Raw genomic sequence first — 22488 nt, 5'->3', positions numbered from 1 at the left:
GACGTGACGCGGAAGGGCCGACGCTAGCGACCTCGGGACCGGGAAAGCCCTACAAATTGGCCCGGGTTGGGTGCTTCCGGCAGGAACGACTAGGGAAACGCGCAGTCCGCCGTCAGGAAGATGGTGGGGAATACGGTCGGACGCGCGTGTCGGTGCTCAGTGCCGCCGGTCCGGCATCCACCGAGCGGATGGGCGTCCTGATGTCGAACGAGGAGAAGCTGCGCGAGTATCTCAAGCGCGCGATCGCGGATCTCCACGAGACTCGCCAGCAGTTGGGCGAGACGGAGCAGAAGCAGCGCGAGCCGATCGCGATCGTCTCCATGGCCTGCCGCTTCCCCGGTGGCGTCCGCTCGCCCGAGGAGCTGTGGGAACTGGTCCGGGACGGCGTCGACGCGATCTCCTCCTTCCCCGGCAACCGTGGCTGGAACCTCGACGGGCTCTTCCACCCCGACCCCGGCCACCAGGGCACCTCCTACGCCCGGGAGGGCGGATTCCTCCACGACGCCGGCGAGTTCGACCCCGGCTTCTTCGGGATCTCCCCGCGCGAGGCCCTCGCCATGGACCCGCAGCAGCGGCTGCTCCTGGAGACCGCGTGGGAGGCCGTCGAACGGTCCGGCATCGACCCGGCGTCCCTCGCCGGCAGCGCCACCGGCGTGTTCGTCGGCACCGGCCACGGAGGGTACGACGCCGAGGGCGTCCGGCGCTCGGACGAGGTCGGCGGGCACCTGCTCACCGGCAACCTCATCAGCATCGCCTCGGGCCGGATCTCCTACGCCCTCGGCCTCGAGGGCCCCGCACTGACGGTGGACACGGCCTGCTCCTCGTCACTGGTGGCACTGCACCTGGCGGCACACTCCCTGCGGCGGGGCGAATGCTCCCTCGCCCTCGTGGGTGGTGCGACCGTGATGTCCACCCCGCAGTTGTTCGTGGACTTCTCCCGCCAGCGCGGGCTCGCCCCCGACGGCCGCTGCAAGCCCTTCGCGGCGGCCGCCGACGGCACCGGCTGGAGCGAGGGCGTCGGCATGCTGGTGGCCGAGCGGCTCTCCGACGCGCAGCGCAACGGCCACCCGGTCCTGGCGGTCCTCCGCGGCTCGGCCGTCAACCAGGACGGCGCCTCCAACGGGCTCACCGCCCCCAACGGCCCGTCCCAGCAGCGCGTCATCCGCCAGGCGCTGGCCGCCTCCGGACTCACCGCCGCCGACATCGACGCCGTGGAGGCCCACGGAACCGGCACCACCCTCGGCGACCCCATCGAGGCCCAGGCCCTCCTCGACACCTACGGGCAGCAGCGCCCGGCGGACCGGCCCGTACTGATCGGCTCCCTCAAATCCAACATCGGGCACACCCAGTCCGCCGCCGGTATCGCCGGCGTCATGAAGATGGTCATGGCGATGCGGCACGGGCAACTGCCCGGGACCCTGCACCTGGACGAGCCCACCCCCCACGCCGACTGGGACGAGGGCCACGCCCGGATCCTCACCGGGCTCGAGCCCTGGCCCGAGGCCGGCCGGCCGCGCCGCGCGGCCGTCTCCGCCTTCGGCATCAGCGGCACCAACGCCCACGCCGTCCTGGAGGAGGCGCCTTCGCGCGACACCGATCCGGCGCCCGCCCCGGCCGCCCGGCGCGGCGCGCTGCCCTGGGTCCTGTCCGCGCGCACCGACGAGGCCCTGCGGGCCCAGGCCGCGCGGCTCGCCCGGCACGTCCGTACCCTGACCCGTCTCGAACCGGCCGGCGTCGCCCACTCCCTGGCGACCACCCGGTCCCTCATGGAGCACCGCGCCGCCGTGGTCGCCACCGACCGGGACGCGTTCCTCGCCGGCCTGGACGCCCTCGCCGAGGGCCGCACGGCCGCCGGACTGGTGACCGGCGTCGCGGCCAAGGCGCCCCTCGCCTTCCTCTTCTCCGGCCAGGGCTCCCAGCGCCCCGGCATGGGGCGCGAACTGTACGATTCCCACCCCGAGTTCGCCAAGGCGTTCGATGCGGTCTGCGCCGAGCTCGACCCGTACCTGGACCGGCCGGTCCGCGACATCGTCCTCGCCGAGGAGGGCACGGCCGACGCCGCCCTCCTCGACCGGACCGCGTACACCCAGGCCGCGCTCTTCGCCCTGGAGACCGCCCTGTTCCGGCTCGTCGAATCCTGGGGCATGGCACCGCAGTTCGTCGCCGGCCACTCCATCGGCGAGCTCGCCGCCGCCCATGCGGCGGGCGTCCTCTCCCTGACGGACGCCGCCCGGCTGGTCGCCGCGCGCGGCACCCTCATGCAGGCGCTGCCCGAGGGCGGCGCCATGGTCGCGGTCCAGGCCACCGAGGAGGAGATCCTCGCCTCCGTCGCCGGCCACGAGGACCGCGCCGCCCTCGCGGCGGTCAACGGGCCCGACTCCACAGTGATTTCCGGCGACGAGGAGGCCGTCGCCCGCATCGCCGCCCACTGGGAGGCGAAGGGCCGCCGCACCAAGCGGCTCCGGGTGAGCCACGCCTTCCACTCCCCGCGCATGGACGGCATGCTCGACGACTTCCGGGCCGTCGCCGAGAGCCTCACGTACCACGCCCCCCGCATCCCCGTCGTGTCCACGGTCACCGGCGAGCCCGCCACCGCCGATCAGCTGCGGTCGCCCGGGTACTGGGTCCGGCAGGTCCGCGAAGCCGTACGCTTCCACACCGCCGTACGGACCCTCGCGGCCGAGGGCGTCACCGCCTTCGTCGAGATCGGTCCCGGCGGCGTGCTCACCCCGATGGTGCGGGACTCCCTGACCACTGTCGAACAGCTCACCGCCGTCCCGCTCCTGCGCACCGGCCGCCCCGAGAACCAGGCCCTCGCCGAGGCCGTCGCCACCGCCTCCGCGCACGGCGCCCGCGTCGACTGGCCCGCCGTCCTCGGCACGCCCGGAACCATCCCCGTCGAGCTGCCGACCTACGCCTTCCAACGCCAGTGGTACTGGCTCGACGCGGCCGCCACGGCCGGCGGGAACCCGGCCGCCGAAGCGGGCGAAGCCGGATTCTGGGAGGCCGTCGAACGCGAGGACCTGGAGGGCCTGTCGGCCGTCCTGGCCCTCGACGGGAACGAGGCCGGCCGGCTCGGCAGTCTCCTCCCCACCCTCTCGTCCTGGCGCAGGCAGCGCAGGACCCAGGCGACGGCGGACAACTGGAGCTACCGTACGCACTGGACGCCCCTCGCCACCGCCAACGGCCCCACGGCCACCGGGAACTGGCTCGTCGTCCTCCCCGGAGACGCCACCGACGACCCCTGGGCCGGCCAACTCCTCGACACCCTGCGCGAGCAGGGCCTGCGCGCCGAAACGCTCGTCCTCCCCGAAACCGGCACCGGCGCCGACACCGTCGAACTGCCGGACGGCCCCGTCGACGGCGTGCTCTCCCTCCTCGCCCTCGACGAACGCCCCCACCCCCGCCTCCCCTCCGTACCGCGGGGCGTGGCCGCCACCACCGCCCTGCTGCGGGCCCTGGAGACCTCCGGCGGCCGGGCGCCGCTGTGGAGCGTGACCCGCGGCGCCGTCGCGGTCGACCACCAGGAGCCGCTCACCGCCCCCGTACAGGCACAGGTGTGGGGCCTCGGGCGCGTGGTCGCCCTGGAGTCCCCGCAGAGCTGGGGCGGCGTCGTCGACCTCCCCGGGACCGTGGACACGCGCACCGTCGCCGCGCTCCTCGGCACCCTCGCCGGGACCGAGGACCAGGTCGCGATCCGGCCCGCCGGCGCCTTCGCCCGCCGCCTGGCACGCATCGCGCCCGGCGGCGACACCGGCGCCCGATGGACCGCACACGGCACGGTCCTGGTCACCGGCGGCACCGGTGCGCTCGGCGCCCGGGTCGCGCACTGGCTGGCGGACGCCGGGGCGGAACACCTGGTGCTCACCGGCCGCAGGGGCCTCGACGCCCCCGGCGCGCCGGAGCTCGCGGCCGAACTCGCCGGCCGGGGCACCCGGGTCACCGTCGCCGCCTGCGACGCCGCCGACCGCGACGCCCTCGCCGCCGTCCTCGCGGACATCCCCGAGGACCTGCCCCTGACCGGTGTCGTCCACGCCGCCGGCGTGCTCGACGACGGCGTGCTGGAGGCCCTCACCCCCGAACGCTTCGAGACCGTCCTGCGCCCCAAGGCCACCGCCGCCCGCCACCTCCACGAACTCACCCGGGACCTGGACCTGGAGATGTTCGTGCTGTTCTCCTCGGTCGCCGGTGTCCTGGGCAACGCCGGCCAGGCCAACTACGCCGCCGCCAACGCCTTCCTCGACGCCCTCGCCGAACAGCGGCGCCGCGAGGGCCTGCCCGCCACCTCGGTCGCCTGGGGCCCCTGGGCCGACTCCGGCATGGCCACGGACGGCGACGTCTCCGACCGGCTGAACCGCGACGGACTGCGCCCCATGGCCCCGGACCCCGCTCTCGCCGCCCTCCGCCAAGCCCTCGCCCAGGGCGCGGCCAACGTGACCGTGGCCGACGTGGACTGGCCGGTGTACACCCCCGCCCTCACCGCCGTCCGCCCCAGCCCCCTCGTCGCCGACCTCCCCGAGGTGCGCCAGGCCCTCGGTCCCAACGGCCGTACACGCGAAGGCCGTTCCCCGCTGCGCGACCGCATCGGCGCGCTCCCGGCCGCCGAACAGGAACAGGCCCTCGCCGACATGGTCCGGGACGAGGCCGCGAAGGTCCTCGGACACCCCTCCCCGGACACGGTCGACCCCCGGCGGGCCTTCCGCGAGATGGGCTTCGACTCGCTGATGGCGGTCGAACTGCGCAATCGCGTCTCCGCCGCGGCGGGACTCGGGCTGCCCGCCACCCTGTTGTACGACCACCCCACCTGCACCGCGATCGCCGCCTACCTGCGTGACCGGCTCCTGGACACCGCCGGGCCCGTGGCGGCCGTGGCACCCTCGGCCGCGGCTCCCGACGAACCCGTGGCGATCGTCGGCATGGCCTGCCGCTTCCCCGGCGGCGTGAGCACCCCGGAGGCTCTCTGGCGGCTGCTTTCCCAGGGCGAGGACGCCATCGCCCCCTACCCGGCCGACCGGGGCTGGGACATCGAACGGCTCTACCACCCCGACCCCGACCACCAGGGCACGAGTTACGCCCGCGGGGGCGGCTTCCTCGACGACCCGGCGGGCTTCGACGCGGACTTCTTCGGGATCTCCCCGCGCGAGGCCCTCGCCATGGACCCGCAGCAGCGCCTGCTCCTGGAGACCACCTGGGAGGCCCTCGAACAGGCAGGCATCGACCCGGAGTCCCTGCGCGGCAGCAGCACCGGCGTCTTCGCCGGCACCAACGCCCAGGACTACCGCGCGGTCCTGGACACGGCACGGGACGAGGTCGCCGGACACGCGCTCACCGGCAACGCCATGAGCGTCGTCTCCGGCCGCGTCGCGTACACCTTCGGCTTCGAGGGTCCGGCGGTCACGGTCGACACGGCCTGCTCGTCGTCGCTGGTGGCACTGCACATGGCGGTCCAGTCCCTGCGGTCGGGCGAGTGCTCGCTGGCCCTCGCGGGCGGCGTGACGGTGATGTCGACGCCGTCGGCCTTCGTGGAGTTCGCCCGGCAGCGCGGGCTGGCCCCCGACGGCCGCTGCAAGCCGTTCGCGGCGGCCGCCGACGGCACGGGCTGGGGCGAGGGCGCCGGACTGCTGCTCGTGGAACGGCTCTCCGACGCCCGCCGCAACGGGCACCGCGTCCTCGCGGTCGTCCGCGGCACGGCCGTCAACCAGGACGGCGCCTCCAACGGCCTGTCCGCCCCCAGCGGCCCGTCCCAGCAGCGCGTCATCCGCCAGGCCCTGGCCAACGCCGGTCTGGCCGCGTCCGACGTCGATGCCGTGGAGGCCCACGGCACGGGCACGACGCTCGGCGACCCCATCGAGGCCCAGGCGCTCCTCGCCACCTACGGACAGGACCGGCCGCAGGGCCGGCCGTTGTTCCTGGGGTCTGTGAAGTCCAACCTCGGGCACACCCAGGCCGCCGCCGGCGCGGCCGGGGTGATGAAGATGGTGCTCGCGATGCGGCACGGCGTCCTGCCGAAGACCCTGCACGTGGACGAGCCCACCCCGCACGTCGACTGGTCCGAGGGCACGGTCGAGCTGCTCGCCGAGCGCACGGAATGGCCCGGCACGGGCCTCCCCAGGAGGGCGGCCGTCTCCGCGTTCGGGATCAGCGGCACCAACGCGCACGTGATCCTGGAGCAGGCCGAGCCCGAAGCACCGGACACCACCCCCGAAGCGGCGGCAGCCGGCCCGGTGCCGCTGCTGCTGTCCGGCAGGAACGAGGCGGCCCTGCGCGCCCAGGCGGAACGCCTGCTCTCCCACCTCGACCGCGAGCCCGCACCACGGCCGGCGGACGTCGCCCGCACCCTGGCGACGACCCGCACGCACTTCCCCCACCGCGCCGCCGTCCAGGCCGACGGCCACGACGCGGCGGTGCGCGCCCTGACCGCCCTGGCCGGCGGTGACGCGGACGCCGCCCTGGCCACGGGCGCGGCCCGCACGGGCAAGGACGCCGTGCTCTTCTCGGGTCAGGGTTCGCAACGGCTGGGGATGGGCCGTGAGTTGCACGGTTGCTTCCCGGTGTTCGCGGAGGCTTTCGACGCGGTGTGCGCGGGGCTGGACGAGCACCTGGACCGTCCCCTGCGGGAGGTGGTCTGGGGCGACGACGCCGACCTGCTGAACCGGACCGCTTACGCCCAGGCGGCGCTGTTCGCCGTCGAGGTGGCGCTGTACCGGCTGGTGGAGTCCTGGGGCGTACGCCCGGACTTCGTGGCCGGCCACTCGGTCGGGGAGATCGCCGCCGCGCATGTCGCGGGTGTCTTCTCGCTGCCCGACGCCTGCGCACTGGTGGCGGCGCGCGGCCGGCTGATGCAGGCCCTGCCGGCCGGCGGCGCGATGGCCGCCATCCGGGCCACCGAGGACGAGATCCGCCCCCGCCTGACCGACGACGTCGCCGTGGCGGCCGTCAACGGCCCGTCCTCCACCGTCATTTCCGGCACCGAGGCGGCCGTCGAGGCGATCCGGTCCCACTTCGAAGGCGAAGGCCGGAAGACCAGCCGACTCCGGGTCTCGCACGCCTTCCACTCGCCGCTGATGGACCCGATGCTGGACGACTTCCGCGCCGTCACCGAGGGCCTCGCCTACGGCACGCCGGAGCTCACGGTCGTCTCGAACGTGACCGGTGCCCCGGCCACGGCGGAGGAACTGCGCAGCCCCGAGTACTGGGTGACCCACGTCCGCGAGGCCGTACGGTTCGCCGACGGGATACGTGCCCTGCACGCCGAGGGCGTGACCCGCTTCCTGGAACTGGGGCCCGACGGCACGCTGTCGGCCATGGCGGGCGAGTCGCTGCCGGACGGGACGACGCCCGTCCCCGCCCTGCGCAAGGACCGCCCGGAGGACGCGGCCCTCCTCGCCGCCCTCGGCCGGCTGCACGTCCAGGGCGCCGATGTCGACTGGTCCGCGTTCTTCACCGGCACGGACGCGCGCGTCGCCGACGACCTTCCGACGTACGCCTTCCAGCACGAGAGGTTCTGGCCCACACCCGGCCGCACGGGCGCCGGGGACATCGGTGCCGCCGGCCTCGAAGCGGCAGGGCACCCGCTGCTCAGCACCGCCGTGGAACTGTCCGACGGCGACGGCCTGTTGTTCACGACCCGCCTGTCGCTCCAGTCCCATCCCTGGCTGGCCGACCACAGGATCCTGGGTTCGGTCCTGCTGCCGGGCACGGCGTTCGTCGAACTCGCCGTCCGCGCCGCCGACGAGGCGGGCTGCGACCGGATCGACGAACTGACCCTGGCCGCCCCGCTGGTCCTGCCCGAGCACGGCGGCGTCCAGGTGCAACTGCGCGTCGGCCCCGCCGACGAGTCCGGCAGGCGCACCCTGACCGCCCGCTCCCGGCCGGAGGGCGAAGGCGACCGCCCGTGGGTCCGGCACGCCACCGGCGTCCTCGTGACGGGCGACCGGACCCCGGAGCCCGGCCACGACTTCCGCACCGGATCCTGGCCGCCCGCCGACGCCGAGGCCGTCGATGTGACCGGCCTCTACCAGGACTTCGCCGACCGCGCATTCGACTACGGAACGCATTTCCGGGGCCTGCGCGCGGCGTGGCGCCGGGGCGACGAGATGTTCGCCGAGGTCGCCCTGCCCGAGATCGCCGAGGCGGACGCCCCCGCGTACGGCCTGCACCCGGCGCTGCTCGACGCGGCCCTGCACGTCTGCGCCCTCAACGGGGTGGAGCAGGGTGTCGTGCCGTTCTCCTGGGAGGGCGTCTCGCTCCACGCCTCCGGAGCCTCGGCCGTACGGGTCCGGGTCGTCCGGCACGGTGCCGACACGGTGTCCGTCGATGTCGCGGACGGCGAGGGCGGGCCGGTCGCCTCGGTCGAGGCCCTGACCGTACGGGCCGTCTCCGCCGGTCAGCTGGACGGCGGCGCGGGCCCTGCCGGGCGCGACGCGCTGTTCCAGGTGGACTGGAATCCCGTACGCCTGCCCCCGGCCGGGAGCGCGGCGACCGTGGCCACGATCGGCTCCCTCGCGGGCTCGGCGTTCGAGAGCCACGCGGACCTGGTGTCCCTGGCCGGCTCCGGCCGGGTGCCGGAAGCGGTGCTGGCTCCGGTGCTGCCCGGTTCCGGTGCCGTGGTGGAGTCCGTCCACGACACGGCGGCCCGGGCGCTGGGGCTGGTGCAGGCGTGGCTGACGGACGAGCGGTTCGCGGATGCGCGGCTGGTGTTCGTGACCCGGGGTGCGGTGGCCGGTGCGGATCTCGCCGGGGCCGCCGTCTGGGGCCTGGTCCGCTCCGCCCAGTCGGAGAACCCGGGCCGCTTCGGCCTGGTGGACCTGGACGCGGAGGCCGACACGGCCGTCCTGCCGCGAGCCCTGGCCTCGGACGAACCCCAACTGCTGGTGCGGGGCGCCGAGGTACTGGCCGCCCGGCTCGCCCGGGCCCGGGCACAGGTGTCGGACACGCCCGCCCGGTACACGAGCGGCACAGTTCTGATCACCGGTGGTACGGGCGGCCTCGGCCGTGTGATGTCGCGCCATCTGGTCGCGGAGCACGGCGTACGGAGCCTGCTGCTGGTCAGCCGCCGCGGCCCGGCCGCCGCAGGCGCCGACGAGCTCGTCGCCGAACTGACGGACCAGAACGTCGAGGTGACGGTCGAAGCGTGCGACGTCACCGACCGGGCCGCCGTGGCGGACCTCGTGGCCCGGCATTCCCCCACCGCCGTCGTGCACACCGCGGGCGTCCTCGACGACGGTGTGGTGGGCTCGCTGACCCCGGAGCGGCTGGCCACCGTGCTGCGTCCGAAGGTGGACGCGGTCTGGAACCTGCACGAGGCCACCAAGGACCTGGAGCTGGACGCCTTCGTCGTCTTCTCCTCCGTGGCCGGCGTCATCGGCGGCCCGGGCCAGGCCAACTACGCGGCCGGCAACGCCTTCCTGGACGCCCTGGCCCACCACCGCCGGGCCCAAGGGCTCCCGGCGGTGTCACTGGCGTGGGGCCCCTGGTCCCAGGACGGCGGCATGACCGGCACCCTGTCGGACGCCGACCTGCAGCGCATGGCCCGTTCGGGCATGCCCGAACTCACCCCCGCCGAGGGCGTGGCACTCTTCGACGCCGCACTGGCCGCCGACGCCGCGCACGTGGTCCCCGTGCGATTCGACCTCGCTGTGCTGCGCCGGCAGGAGGACCTTCCCCCGCTGCTGCGCGGACTGGTCCGGACCCGCGCCCGTCGTTCGGCGGTCGTCGGCTCGGCCGCGGCGGCCGGCCTCGTGGGACGCCTGTCCCCGCTGGGCGCCGTCGAACGGCGCGAAGTGCTCCTGGACGTGGTGCGCGCCCAGGTCGCCGTGGTCCTCGGCCACGCGGGCCCGCAGACCGTCGACCCCACCCGGGCCTTCCAGGAACTCGGCTTCGACTCCCTGACGGCGGTCGAGCTGCGCAACCGGATCAACAACGCGACAGGGCTGCGGCTTTCGGCCACCGCCGTCTTCGACTACCCGACGGCGGACGCGCTGGTGGCGTTCCTGCTGGACGAACTGTTCGGCGGACAGCCGGAGGTGGACGCGCCGTCGCCGGTACGGGCACCGGCCACTGCCGACGACCCCGTGGTGATCGTCGGTATGAGCTGCCGCTACCCCGGCGGTGTCACCTCGCCCGAGGACCTCTGGCGGCTGGTGTCCGACGGCGTGGACGCCGTATCCGGCTTCCCGACGGACCGGGGCTGGGACGTCGAGTCGCTCTACAACCCCGACCCGGACGCCGTCGGCACCTCGTACACCCGCTCCGGCGGATTCCTCCACGAGGCCGGGGAGTTCGACCCCGAGTTCTTCGGCATGAGCCCCCGGGAGGCGCTGGCGACGGACTCGCAGCAGCGGTTGCTGCTGGAGACGACGTGGGAGGCGCTGGAGCGGGCGGGCATCGACCCGGCCGCGCTGCGGGGCAGCCGGACGGGTGTCTTCGCCGGCGTCATGTACACCGACTACAGCGAGATCCTGGTCGGCGACCAGTTCGAGGGGTATCGCGGCAACGGCAGCGCGGGCAGCATCGCCTCGGGCCGGGTGTCGTACACCTTCGGCTTCGAGGGTCCGGCGGTCACGGTCGACACGGCCTGCTCGTCGTCGCTGGTGGCACTGCACTGGGCGGCCCAGGCGCTGCGCTCCGGCGAGTGCACCCTGGCGCTGGCGGGCGGTGTCACGGTGATGTCGACGCCGACGACCTTCGTGGAGTTCTCGCGGCAGCGCGGGCTGTCGGCGGACGGCCGGTGCAAGGCGTTCTCGGACGCGGCCGACGGCGTCGGCTGGGGCGAGGGCGTGGGGATGCTGGTGCTGGAACGCCTGTCGGACGCGCGCCGCAACGGCCATCGCGTGCTCGCGGTGGTGCGGGGTTCGGCGGTGAACCAGGACGGCGCCTCGAACGGTCTGACGGCGCCGAACGGTCCGTCGCAGCAGCGGGTGATCCGGCAGGCGCTGGCGAGTGCCGGGCTGTCGGCGGCCGATGTGGACGCGGTGGAGGCGCATGGTACGGGTACGACGCTGGGTGACCCGATCGAGGCGCAGGCGCTGTTGGCCACGTACGGTCAGGACCGCCCCGAGGACCGGCCGCTGCTGCTGGGCTCGGTGAAGTCCAACATCGGCCACGCACAGGCCGCTTCGGGCGTCGCCGGCGTAATCAAGATGATCATGGCGATGCGCCATGGAATCCTGCCGAGGACTCTGCACATCGACGCTCCGTCGTCGCACGTGGACTGGTCGGCCGGCGCCGTGGAACTCCTCACCGAACCGGCCGAGTGGCCGGTGTCCGAGCGCCGCCGCGCGGCCGTCTCCTCCTTCGGAGTCAGCGGCACGAACGCGCACGTGATCCTGGAACAGCCGGAGCCGGTCGCCGCCGAACCCCCGGCAGCCGACCTGAGCGGACCCGTACCCCTCCTGCTGTCCGGCAAGAGCGAGGCGGCTCTGCGAGCCCAGGCGGCCCGCCTGTTGTCCCACCTCGACGGCGAGCGCGGACTGCGTCCGACGGACGTCGCGTACTCGCTGGCGACGGGCCGCTCGGGCTTCCACCACCGTGCGGTGGCGCTGGGCGCCGACCGGGACGCCCTGACGCTGGCCCTGTCGGGACTCGTGGTCGGCGAACCCGGCCCGGGCGCGGTCGAAGGGTCGGTCCGCTCCGGCAAGTCGGCGTTCCTGTTCTCGGGTCAGGGTTCGCAACGGCTCGGCATGGGCCGTGAGTTGCACGGTTGCTTCCCGGTGTTCGCGGATTCCTTCGACGCGGTGTGCGCGGGGCTGGACGAGCACCTGGACCGCCCCCTGCGGGAGGTGGTCTGGGGCGACGACGCCGACCTGCTGAACCGGACCGCTTACGCCCAGGCGGCGCTGTTCGCCGTCGAGGTGGCGCTGTACCGGCTGGTGGAGTCCTGGGGCGTACGCCCGGACTTCGTCGCCGGGCACTCGATCGGCGAGATCGCCGCCGCACATGTGGCGGGCGTGTTCTCGCTGGCGGACGCGTGCGCCCTGGTGGCGGCGCGCGGCCGCCTGATGCAGGAACTCCCGGCCGGCGGCGCGATGGTCGCGGTCCGGGTGACGGAGGACGAGGTACTGCCGCACCTGACCGAGGACGTCGCGATCGCGGCAGTCAACGGCCCGTCGTCGGTCGTGGTCTCCGGTACCGAGGACGCGGTGCTCGCCGTCGCGGCCCACTTCGCGGGGGAGGGACGCAAGACCAGCAGGCTGCGGGTCTCGCACGCCTTCCACTCGCCGCTGATGGAGCCCATGCTGGACGGCTTCCGCGAGGTGGTCGCGCGCCTGTCGCCCGGCGTGCCGGACGTGCCGGTCGTGTCCAACCTGACGGGCCGCCTCGCGGAGCCCGGGCAGCTCGCCTCCGCCGACTACTGGGTGCGCCACGTGCGGGAAGCGGTGCGCTTCGCGGACGGCGTGCGTGCCCTGGAGACGGAGGGTGTGACGCGGTTCCTGGAACTCGGCCCGGACGGTGTCCTGTCGGCCATGGCCCGGGAGTCCCTCCCGGAGGACGCCGTGGTCACGCCCGTGCTGCGCAAGGACCGGCCCGAGGACGCGACGGCTCTCGAAGCCCTGGCCCGGATGCATGTGCACGGCGCGCGGGTGGACTGGGCGGCGTTGTTCGCGGGCACCGGGGCCCGGCAGGTGGACCTGCCGACGTACGCGTTCCAGCACGAACGGTTCTGGCCGTCCGGCGGGGCGGTGCGCGCGGGCGACGTACGGTTCGCGGGCCTGGGCTCGGCGGAACACCCCCTGCTGGGCGCCGCGGTGGAACTGGCGGGCTCCGGCGGTCAGTTGTTCACGGGACGGCTGTCGACCTCGTCGCACCCGTGGCTGGCGGATCACGTCGTGCTGGGCTCGGTGCTGGTGCCGGGTACGGCACTGGTGGAGCTGGTGCTGCGGGCGGCCGACGAGGCCGGCTGCGACCTGCTCGAAGAGCTGACGCTGGCCGCGCCGCTGGTGCTGCCCGCCTCGGGTGCCGGTGTACGGGTGCAGGTGTGGGTCGGCGAGCCGGACGACTCCGGTCGCCGGCCGGTCGCGGTGCACTCGCGCGCCGACGAGGAGCCGTGGACGCTGCACGCGAGCGGTGCCGTGACCACGGGCGCGAAGCCTCTGGCCTTCGACACGTCGGTATGGCCTCCGGCCGGTGCCGAAGAGGTCGATGTGACGGACTGCTACGAGCGGTTCGTGGCCGCCGGGTTCGCGTACGGCCCGGTCTTCCAGGGCCTTCGGGCGGTCTGGACCCTGGGTGAGGACGTGTACGCCGAGGTCCGGCTGCCCGAGGGGACGGAGGCCGCCGCCTACGGCCTGCACCCGGCGCTCTTCGACGCCGCGCTCCACGCGTCGGCGTTCGGCGGGGGAGACGACGCGGGCGGCGTCCCGTTCTCCTGGACCGGAGTGTCCCTGCATGCCGCAGGCGCCTCGGACGTCCGTGTGCGCATCCGCCGCGTCGAAGGCGGGATGGCGATAGCGCTGGCCGATCCGTCCGGCGCGCCGGTGGCCTCGGTGGATTCGCTGGTCCTGCGGCCGGTGTCCGCCGACCGGTTGAGGGCCGACGGGCGGGACTCCCTCTTCACGCTCGACTGGGTGCCTGTCGCCCTTACGGGCGGGAGCGTCGAGCTCGGGGTCCCCTTCCGCAGCCTGGCCGATCTGGAGTCCCTGGCCGAGGCCGGCGTCCCCGAGGTGGTCCTGGTGACGCCCGTCGCCGGGAACACCGGCACGGTGGAGGCCGTACACGCTGCCACTGCTTGGGCGTTGGAGCTGGTGCAGGCGTGGCTGGCGGACGAGCGGTTCGCGGATGCGCGGCTGGTGTTCGTGACCCGGGGTGCGGTGGCCGGTGCGGATCTCGCCGGGGCTGCCGTGTGGGGTCTGGTGCGGTCGGCGCAGTCGGAGAGCCCGGGCCGGTTCGGCCTGGTGGACCTGGACGGCGACGCGGCCGTACTGCCGCAGGCACTCGCCACGGACGAGCCTCAGCTGCTGATCCGTGACGGCCGGGCCTTCGCCGCTCGCCTGCGCCGGGCGCAGGCGCGGAACACTGCGGATGCCGCCTGGGACACCTCCGGAACGGTTCTGATCACGGGTGGTACGGGTGGTCTGGGCCGCGTTGTGGCACGGCACTTGGTGGCCGAGCACGGGGTGCGCGGTCTCGTACTGGTGAGCCGTCGCGGCCCGGCCGCCGAGGGCGCCGAGGAGCTCGTGGCCGAGCTCGCGAGGTACGGGGCGGACGCCGTCGTCGAAGCCTGCGACGTGACCGACCGTGCGGCCGTGACCGATCTCATGGCCCGTCACCCTGTCACCGCGGTGATACACACCGCGGGCGTCCTCGACGACGGGGTGATCGGTTCGCTGACGTCCGAGCGGCTCGCGGCCGTGCTGCGACCGAAGGTGGACGCGGCCTGGCACCTGCACGAGGCGACCAGGGAAAGGGAGTTGGACGCGTTCGTGGTCTTCTCCTCCGTGGCGGGCGTCTTCGGTGGCGCCGGCCAGGCCAACTACGCGGCCGGCAACGCCTTCCTGGACGCGCTGGCCCACCATCGCCGGGCGGCGGGGCTTCCGGCCGCGTCGCTGGCGTGGGGCCCCTGGTCCCGGGACGGCGGCATGACCGGCACGCTCACGGACGCCGATCTCCAGCGCATCGCCCGCTCCGGCATGCCCCCGCTCTCCGCGGAGGAGGGCGTCGCGCTCTTCGACGCGGCCCTCGGCACCGACGGCCCGGCCGTACTCCCGGTCCGCCTGGACCTGGCCGCGCTGCGTGCCCAGGGCGAACCCATGCCCCTGCTGCGCGGCCTCGTCCGGACGCGCACCCGGCGCTCGCCGGCGGCCGGTTCGGCCACGGCGTCCGGCCTCGTGCAGCGCCTGGCCGGCCTGCCCGGGACCGAGCGGCACGCGGCCCTGCTGGACCTGGTGCGCGACCGGATCGCGGCGGTCCTGGGCCACGCCCGCCCGGAGACGGTCGACCCGGCGAAGGCGTTCCAGGACCTCGGCTTCGACTCCCTCACCGCGATCGAACTCCGCAACGGGCTGGGCAAGGCCACCGGCCTCCGGCTGCCGGCGACGGCCGTGTTCGACTACCCGACGGCCGACGCCCTGGCGGGTCACCTCCTCGACGAACTCCTCGGCGCGGAAGGCGCGGAAGCGGACATGCCGCTCCCGGTGTCCGCCCTGCCGTCCCCGGCGGACGACCCGGTCGTCATCGTCGGCATGAGCTGCCGCTACCCCGGCGGTGTCACCTCGCCCGAGGACCTCTGGCGGTTGGTGTCCGACGGCGTGGACGCCGTATCCGCCTTCCCGGCCGACCGCGGCTGGGAGATCGACGACACCTACGACCCCGACCGCGAGGGCGCCATCGCCACCCGCTCCGGCGGATTCCTGTACGACGCGGGGGAGTTCGACCCCGAGTTCTTCGGGATGAGCCCCCGGGAGGCCCTGACCACCGACGCCCAGCAGCGGCTGCTGCTGGAGACTGCGTGGGAGGCTCTCGAACGCGCCGGGACGGACCCTGCCGCCCTGCGCGGCAGCCGTACCGGCGTCTTCGCGGGCGTGATGTACCACGACTACTCCCAGCTCCTCGCCGGGCGCGAGTTCGAGGGGTACCAGGGCAGCGGCAGCGCGGGCAGCATCGCCTCGGGCCGGGTGTCGTACACCTTCGGCTTCGAGGGCCCCGCCGTGACCGTGGACACCGCGTGCTCGTCGTCGCTCGTCGCCCTGCACCTGGCGGCGCAGTCCCTGCGGTCGGGCGAGTGCTCGCTGGCGCTGGCCGGCGGTGTGACGGTGATGGCGACGCCCGCGACGTTCGTGGAGTTCTCCCGCCAGGGCGGACTGTCGCAGGACGGTCGCTGCAAGGCGTTCTCGGACGCGGCCGACGGCGTCGGCTGGGCCGAGGGCGCCGGCATCCTCGTGCTGGAACGCCTCTCGGACGCGCGACGCAACGGCCACCCGATCCTGGCGACCGTACGCGGCAGCGCCGTCAACCAGGACGGCGCCTCCAACGGCCTCACCGCCCCCAACGGCCCGTCCCAGCAGCGGGTGATCCGGCAGGCGCTGGCGAGTGCCGGGCTGTCGGCGGTCGACGTGGACGCGGTGGAGGCGCACGGTACGGGTACGACGCTGGGCGACCCGATCGAGGCGCAGGCGCTGTTGGCCACGTACGGCCAGGACCGCCCCGAGGACCGGCCGTTGCTGCTGGGCTCGGTGAAGTCCAACCTCGGCCACACGCAGGCCGCTTCGGGCGTCGCCGGCGTGATCAAGATGATCATGGCCATGCGTCACGGCGAGCTCCCGCGCACCCTGCACGTCGACGAGCCCTCGAGCCACGTCGACTGGAGCGCGGGCGCCGTCGAGCTGCTGACCGAGCGGACCGCCTGGCCCGAGGGCGACGGCCCGCGCCGCGCGGGCGTCTCCTCGTTCGGCATCAGCGGGACGAACGCCCATGTGATCCTGGAACAGCCCGCGCCGGAGCCGGCCCGGGCCGGGGAGGCGACGCAGGACGCGGACCGGCTCGTACCGCTGGTGATCTCCGGCAGGTCCGCGACCGCGCTGCGGGCCCAGGCGGCCCGCCTGCTGGACCGTCTCGACCACGACCGCGGGCTCCGGATCGTCGACGCCGCGTACTCGCTGGCGACGAGCCGCTCCGGCTTCCACCACCGCGCGGTGCTGCTCGCCGCCGACCGGGACGCCGCGCTGCGCTCCCTGTCCGCCCTGGCCGAGGGCCGGAGCGTGGCGGACGGCGTGGCGGAGGGCGAAACCCGTACGGGCAAGCGTGCCTTCCTCTTCTCGGGTCAGGGTTCGCAGCGGCTGGGGATGGGCCGGGAACTGTACGCCCGGTACCCGGTGTTCGCGGAGGCTTTCGACGCGGTGTGCGCGGGGCTGGACGAGCACCTGGACCGCCCCCTGCGGGAGGTGGTCTGGGGCGACGACGCCGACCTGCTGAACCGGACCGCGTACGCCCAGACGGCGCTGTTCGCGATCGAGGTGGCGCTGTTCAGGCTCATGGAGGCGTGGGGCGTGCGCCCCGACCACCTGCTGGGTCACTCCGTCGGAGAGATCGCCGCCGCGCACGTGGCCGGTGTCCTCTCTCTGCCGGACGCCTGCGCGCTGGTGGCGGCGCGCGGCCGGCTGATGCAGGCGCTGCCCGAGGGCGGCGCGATGGCGGCGATCGGGGCGCCGGAGGATGACATCCGGCCGCTGCTCACGGAGGACGTCGCGATCGCGGCCGTCAACGGCCCGTCATCGGTGGTCGTCTCCGGAGCCGAGGACGCCGTGGAGGCGATCCGCTCCCGCTTCGAGGCCGAGGGACGCAGGACCAGCGGGCTGCGGGTCTCGCACGCCTTCCACTCGCCGCTGATGGAGCCCATGCTGGACGAGTTCCGCGCGGTCGCCGAGCGCGTGGCGTACGGTGTGCCGGCCATCCCGGTCGTCTCCGACGTCACTGGTGAGCCGGCCACCGCCGAGCAACTCGGCTCGGCCGAGTACTGGGTCCGCCACGTCCGCGAGGCCGTACGGTTCGCCGATGGCGTGCGCACGCTGGGGACCCAGGGCGTGACCGTGTTCCTGGAGCTCGGCCCCGACGGCGCCCTCTCCGCCCTCGCCGCGGAGTCCGCGCCCGACGGAGCCGTCCTCACCCCCGTCCTGCGCAAGGACCGGCCCGAGGAGCAGGCGCTGCTCACGGCCCTGGCGCGGCTGCACGTCCGGGGCGTGCCGGTCGACTGGTCCGCCGTGTTCGCCGGCACCGGCGCCCGGCGGATCGACCTGCCGACGTACGCCTTCCAGCGCACGCGCTTCTGGCCCGCGGCAACGGTGGCCCGCTCCGGCGATGTGCGGTTCGCGGGCCTGGGCCCGGCGGAGCACCCGCTGCTGGGCGCGGCGGTCGAACTGGCGGGATCCGGCGGGCTGTTGTTCACCGGCCGGCTGTCGACGTCCTCGCACCCGTGGCTGGCCGATCACGTGGTCCTCGGCTCGGTGCTGGTGCCGGGCACGGCGCTGGTGGAGCTCGCGCTGCGCGCGGCCGGCGAAGTGGGCTGCGAGGTGCTGGAGGAGCTGACGCTCGCGGCACCGCTGGTGCTGCCGCCCTCCGGCGGCGGCGTGCAGGTGCAGGTGTGGGTCGGCGAGCCGGACGAGTCGGGCCGCCGTTCCGTGGCGGTGCACTCGCGCGCGGGTGAGGAGCCGTGGACGCTGCACGCGAGTGGCTCGGTGACCACGAGTGCGGAGCCCTTGACGTTCGATACGTCGGTGTGGCCTCCGGCCGGTGCCGAAGAGGTCGATGTGACGGACTGCTACGAGCGGTTCGAGGACGCCGGATTCGCGTACGGTCCGGTGTTCCGGGGCCTCCGGGCGGCCTGGCGGCTCGGCGGCGACGTGTTCGCCGACGTCCTGCTCCCCGAGGGCACGAACAGCGCCGGCTACGGCCTGCATCCGGCTCTCTTCGACGCCGCGCTGCACGCGTCGATGGCGGCCGGGGGAGAGGGCGAAGGGGCCGTCCCGTTCTCGTGGAGCGGGGTGTCGCTGCACGCCTCCGGCGCCTCTCACGTCCGTGTCCGCATCCGTGCCGTCGAGGCCGGGGCGTCGATCGCGATCGTGGACCGGGCCGGAGCGCCGGTCGCCTCCGTGGACGCGCTCGTCGTACGTCCGATCTCCGCCGACCAGCTGCGGACCGGTGACAGGGACTCCCTCTTCACGCTCGACTGGGCCGGAATCCGGCCCGCCGGCGAGCCCCTCGGGTCGCTCGCCGTGCTCGGCACGGACACCGAGGGCCTCCTGAAGGGGCTCCCGCTCCCGGTCCACGCGGACCTGGACGCCCTCGCCGGGTCCGGCGCACCCGACGCCGTCCTCGTCCCGGTGCCCGCCGGAGCCGCCGACGCCGTGGAGGCCGTACACGCCGCCACTGCTCGGGCGTTGGAGCTGGTGCAGGCGTGGTCGGCGGACGAGCGGTTCGCGGATGCGCGGCTGGTGTTCATCACCCGGGGCGCGGTCTCCGGTGACGATCTCGCGGGTGCCGCCGTGTGGGGTCTGGTGCGGTCGGCGCAGTCGGAGAGCCCGGGCCGGTTCGGCCTGGTGGACCTGGACGGCGACGCCGACGTGACGGCCCTGCCCCGGGCACTCGCCTCCGACGAGCCTCAACTGCTGCTCCGCGACGGCCGGTTCCTCGCGGCCCGGCTCGCCCGGGCGGAGGCGCGGAACACCGCGGATGTCCCCTGGGACGCCTCTGGAACGGTCCTGATCACCGGTGGTACGGGCGGTCTGGGACGGCTGATGGCCCGTCACCTGGTGGCGGAGCACGGCGTACGGAGCCTGCTGCTGGTCAGCCGCCGTGGCCCGGCCGCCGCAGGCGCCGACGAGCTCGTCGCCGAGCTGGCGGAGCAGGGCACCGAGGTGACGGTCGAGGCGTGCGACGTGACCGACCGGGCCGCCGTGGCGGACCTGGTGGCCCGGCACTCCGTCACCGCGGTCGTGCACACTGCCGGGGTCCTCGACGACGGCGTCCTCGCGTCGCTGAACCGGGACCGCCTGGCGGCCGTGCTGCGTCCGAAGGTGGACGCGGCCTGGAACCTGCACGAGGCGACCAGGGACCGGGAGCTGGACGCGTTCGTGGTCTTCTCCTCCGTGGCGGGCGTCTTCGGCAGCTCGGGCCAGGCCAATTACGCGGCCGGCAACGCCTTCCTCGACGCCCTGGCCCACCACCGCCGGGCGCTGGGGCTCCCCGCCGTGTCCCTGGCATGGGGCCCGTGGTCCCAGGACAGCGGCATGACCGGCACCCTCACCGAGGCCGACCACCGGCGCATCGCCCGCTCCGGGATGCCGCCGCTGTCCGCCGGGGAAGGCGTCGCCCTCTTCGACGCCGCCCTCGCCACCGACGGGGCCGCACTGGTCCCCGTCCGCCTGGACCTCGCCGCCCTGCGCGCCCAGGGCGAACCCCGGCCGCTGCTCCGGGGCCTGATCCGTACGGTGGCGCGTCGCGAGGCGGCGGCCGGTACGGGGGCCGAGGCCGCGTCCGGCTTCGCGCAGCGCCTGGCCGGGCTGTCCGAGGCGGAGGGACGCGAGATGGTGCTGGAGGCCATCCGGGAACAGACCGCGGTCGTACTGGGCCACGACGGGACCGCGGGGATCGCCCCGGACCGGGCTTTCCAGGACCTCGGCTTCGACTCGCTGACCTCCGTCGAGTTCCGCAACCGGATCGGTGACCTCACCGGGGTCCGGCTGCCTGCGACGCTGCTCTTCGACCACCCGACGCCCGTGGAGCTCCTCGACCACCTCTACGGCCTGGTCGCCCCCGGGTCGCCCTCCGGACCGGAGGCGCTCCTGGGCGAACTCGACCGGCTGGAGAAGGCGTTCGGCGGACTCGACGTCCCGGAAGAGCTGCATGAGCAGATAGCGGGCCGCCTGGAGGTGCTGAAGTCCAAGTGGGGCGCCCTGCGCGGTGGTTCCCAGGGCGAGGAGGAGTTCGACTTCGACTCCGCCTCCGACGACGAGGTCTTCGACCTCCTCGACAACGAGCTCGGCCTGTCCTGACACCACGAAGCGGCCCGTACCAGTCGATCCTGGTACGGGCCGCTTCGCCGTGCGGAGGAGAGGGGCGGCTCAGAGCGGGCGGCGGAAGCCCACCACCGCGAGGACACCGCCCACGACGGCGATGACGCTGCCGATGAGCACCGCGATCAGGGCGGACCCGGTGCCGGGCATGTCGAGCGCGAGCGAGCGCGTCGCGTCGATCGCGTACGTCAGCGGATTGACGTGGGCGACCACGCGCAGCCACATCGGCAGGTCGTCGACCGGGACGTAGCCGCTCGAAGCGAACATCAGGGGGAGGATCGCGATGACAGCGAGGTTCTGCATGGGCTCGGCCCGTCGCAGCCACGCGGCCGCGGCGATGAACGCCCACCCCAGGGTCCAGGTGATGAAGAGCGCCAGCCCGGCCGAGGCGAAGAGCTTCCCCGGGCCGCCCCGGGGGGAATAGCCGAGCACGGTGACGGCCAGCACGAAGATGATCGCGACCTGGACCGTGGAGCGGACCAGATTCGCCAGACTGCGGGCGATCAACAGCGAACTGGGGTGGATGGGGAGGCTGCGCAGTCGGGCGACCATACCGTTCTTGAGGTCGTCCACCACTCCGATCCCGGACTGGATCGCGGACTGCACCGCGTTGTCCACCAGGATCGCCGGCATGACGAAGTCGAGGTAGCCGATCCCCTCGGGGAAGTGGGCCGACCTGCTCATCCCGCTGAAGACCTGGGTCAGCATGAACAGGATGATCACCGGTTGGATCAGGCCGAAGAGGACCACGCCGGGATCGGTCACCAGCGCCCGCATCGACCGGCCGGTGAGGATACGGATCTGGGTGAACATCGAACAGCCGTCCCATGCGGCCGTCGGCCCCGGGGCGGAACCCGGGGCCGACGGTGCCGAGTCGGTGGTGTCGATGACTTGTGCGGTCATGGAGTCTCCACGATCTGTTCGATGAACGACGTGCCTGGGCAAGGCGCAAGGGCGCGAGGGCGGTTCACGACGCGGGGGGCGTGGGCCGGGTGACCCGGTCGGCCAGCGTGAGGTAGACGTCGTCGAGGCTCGGCTCCCCGAACGACAGCTCCGTGGCCTCGATGCCCGCCTGGTCCAGGGCCCGGATCACGACCGCGACGTCCTTCGACGCCTCGATGACGATGACGATGGTGCCGTTCTCGTGGTCCGGCACCGGCTCCAGGCCCGCCCGCCGTACGGCCTCGCAGGCCACTGCCGGGTCGGCCGCGGCATCCGGGGTCACCGTCACCGTGCGCCGCCCCACCGTGGCCTTCAGCTCGGCGGAGGTGCCGCTCGCGATCACCGCGCCGGCGGAGAGCACGGCGATGGAGTCCGCGAGCCGGTCCGCCTCGTCGAGGTACTGGGTCGTGAGGAGAACCGTGGTGCCCTCGGCGACGAGCCCCTCCACGATCTCCCAGAGGTTCAGCCGGCTCGACGGGTCCAGGCCCGTGGTCGGCTCGTCGAGGAAGATGACGTCCGGGTGGCCGACGAGGGAGGCGGCCAGGTCGAGCCGCCGGCGCAGACCGCCGGAGTACGTGCCCGGTCGGCGCTCCGCGAAGTCCTGGAGGCCGAACAGCTCCAGCAGCTCGTCGGCCCTCGCCCGGGCCGGCCTGCGGCCCGCGCCGAGCAGCCGGGCCAGCAGGACGAGGTTGTCCCGCCCCGAGAGCAGGGGGTCGACCGAGGCGAACTGGCCGGTGAGACCGATGCGTTTGCGTATTTCGCGCGGTTCGCGCGTGACGTCGAAGCCGGCGACCGCCGCTCGCCCCGAACTGGGCGGCAGGGCGGCGGTCAGGACGTTGACGAGGGTGGTCTTGCCCGCGCCGTTGTGGCCGAGCAGGGCCAGTACGGTTCCCCGGGGCGCGGAGACACTCACCGAGTCCAGGGCGCGCAAGGAACCGAAGATCTTGCTGACGCCGTCCGCCTCGATCATGATGTCCCCGGCCGTCCGGGCAGCGGTGGGCCAAACGAGCCCGCTCATGGCTGATCTCTCCCGCAGATGAGT

3 protein-coding genes are annotated in these 22488 nt (G+C 74.2%); 1 reads left to right on the top strand and 2 read right to left on the bottom strand.

Annotated features, from left to right (window positions below):
* Nucleotides 1-200 precede the first annotated feature (200 nt).
* Entirely contained in the window at nt 201-20483 is a 20283-nt protein-coding gene (locus ACV530_RS03040; RefSeq protein ID WP_494330819.1) for a type I polyketide synthase, read from the top strand.
* A 69-nt stretch (nt 20484-20552) separates the two neighbouring features.
* On the opposite strand, the gene ACV530_RS03035 is transcribed toward ACV530_RS03040, so the two are convergent.
* Both ACV530_RS03035 and ACV530_RS03030 read right to left on the bottom strand, forming a co-directional pair.
* On the bottom strand, nt 20553-21407 hold the full coding sequence (locus tag ACV530_RS03035; RefSeq protein WP_494330629.1) for an ABC transporter permease: 855 nt from the start codon (nt 21405-21407) through the stop codon (nt 20553-20555).
* Between the two features lie 64 nt (nt 21408-21471).
* Nucleotides 21472-22464, bottom strand: coding sequence for an ATP-binding cassette domain-containing protein (locus ACV530_RS03030; protein WP_494330628.1), 993 nt, complete (start codon nt 22462-22464; stop codon nt 21472-21474).
* Nucleotides 22465-22488: the final 24 nt, after the last annotated feature.

The organism is Streptomyces sp. SX-6 (assembly GCF_059089585.1).
The sequence above is the reverse complement of the archived record's forward strand: the minus strand, read 5'-3'. Positions and strand labels throughout refer to the sequence as shown.

Excerpts from the sequence above, each read along its gene's own strand:
- ACV530_RS03040 (WP_494330819.1), top strand. The coding sequence starts at position 201 with ATGTCGAACGAGGAGAAGCTGCGCGAGTATCTCAAGCGCGCGATCGCG.
- ACV530_RS03035 (WP_494330629.1), bottom strand. The coding sequence starts at position 21,407 with ATGACCGCACAAGTCATCGACACCACCGACTCGGCACCGTCGGCCCCG.
- ACV530_RS03030 (WP_494330628.1), bottom strand. The coding sequence starts at position 22,464 with ATGAGCGGGCTCGTTTGGCCCACCGCTGCCCGGACGGCCGGGGACATC.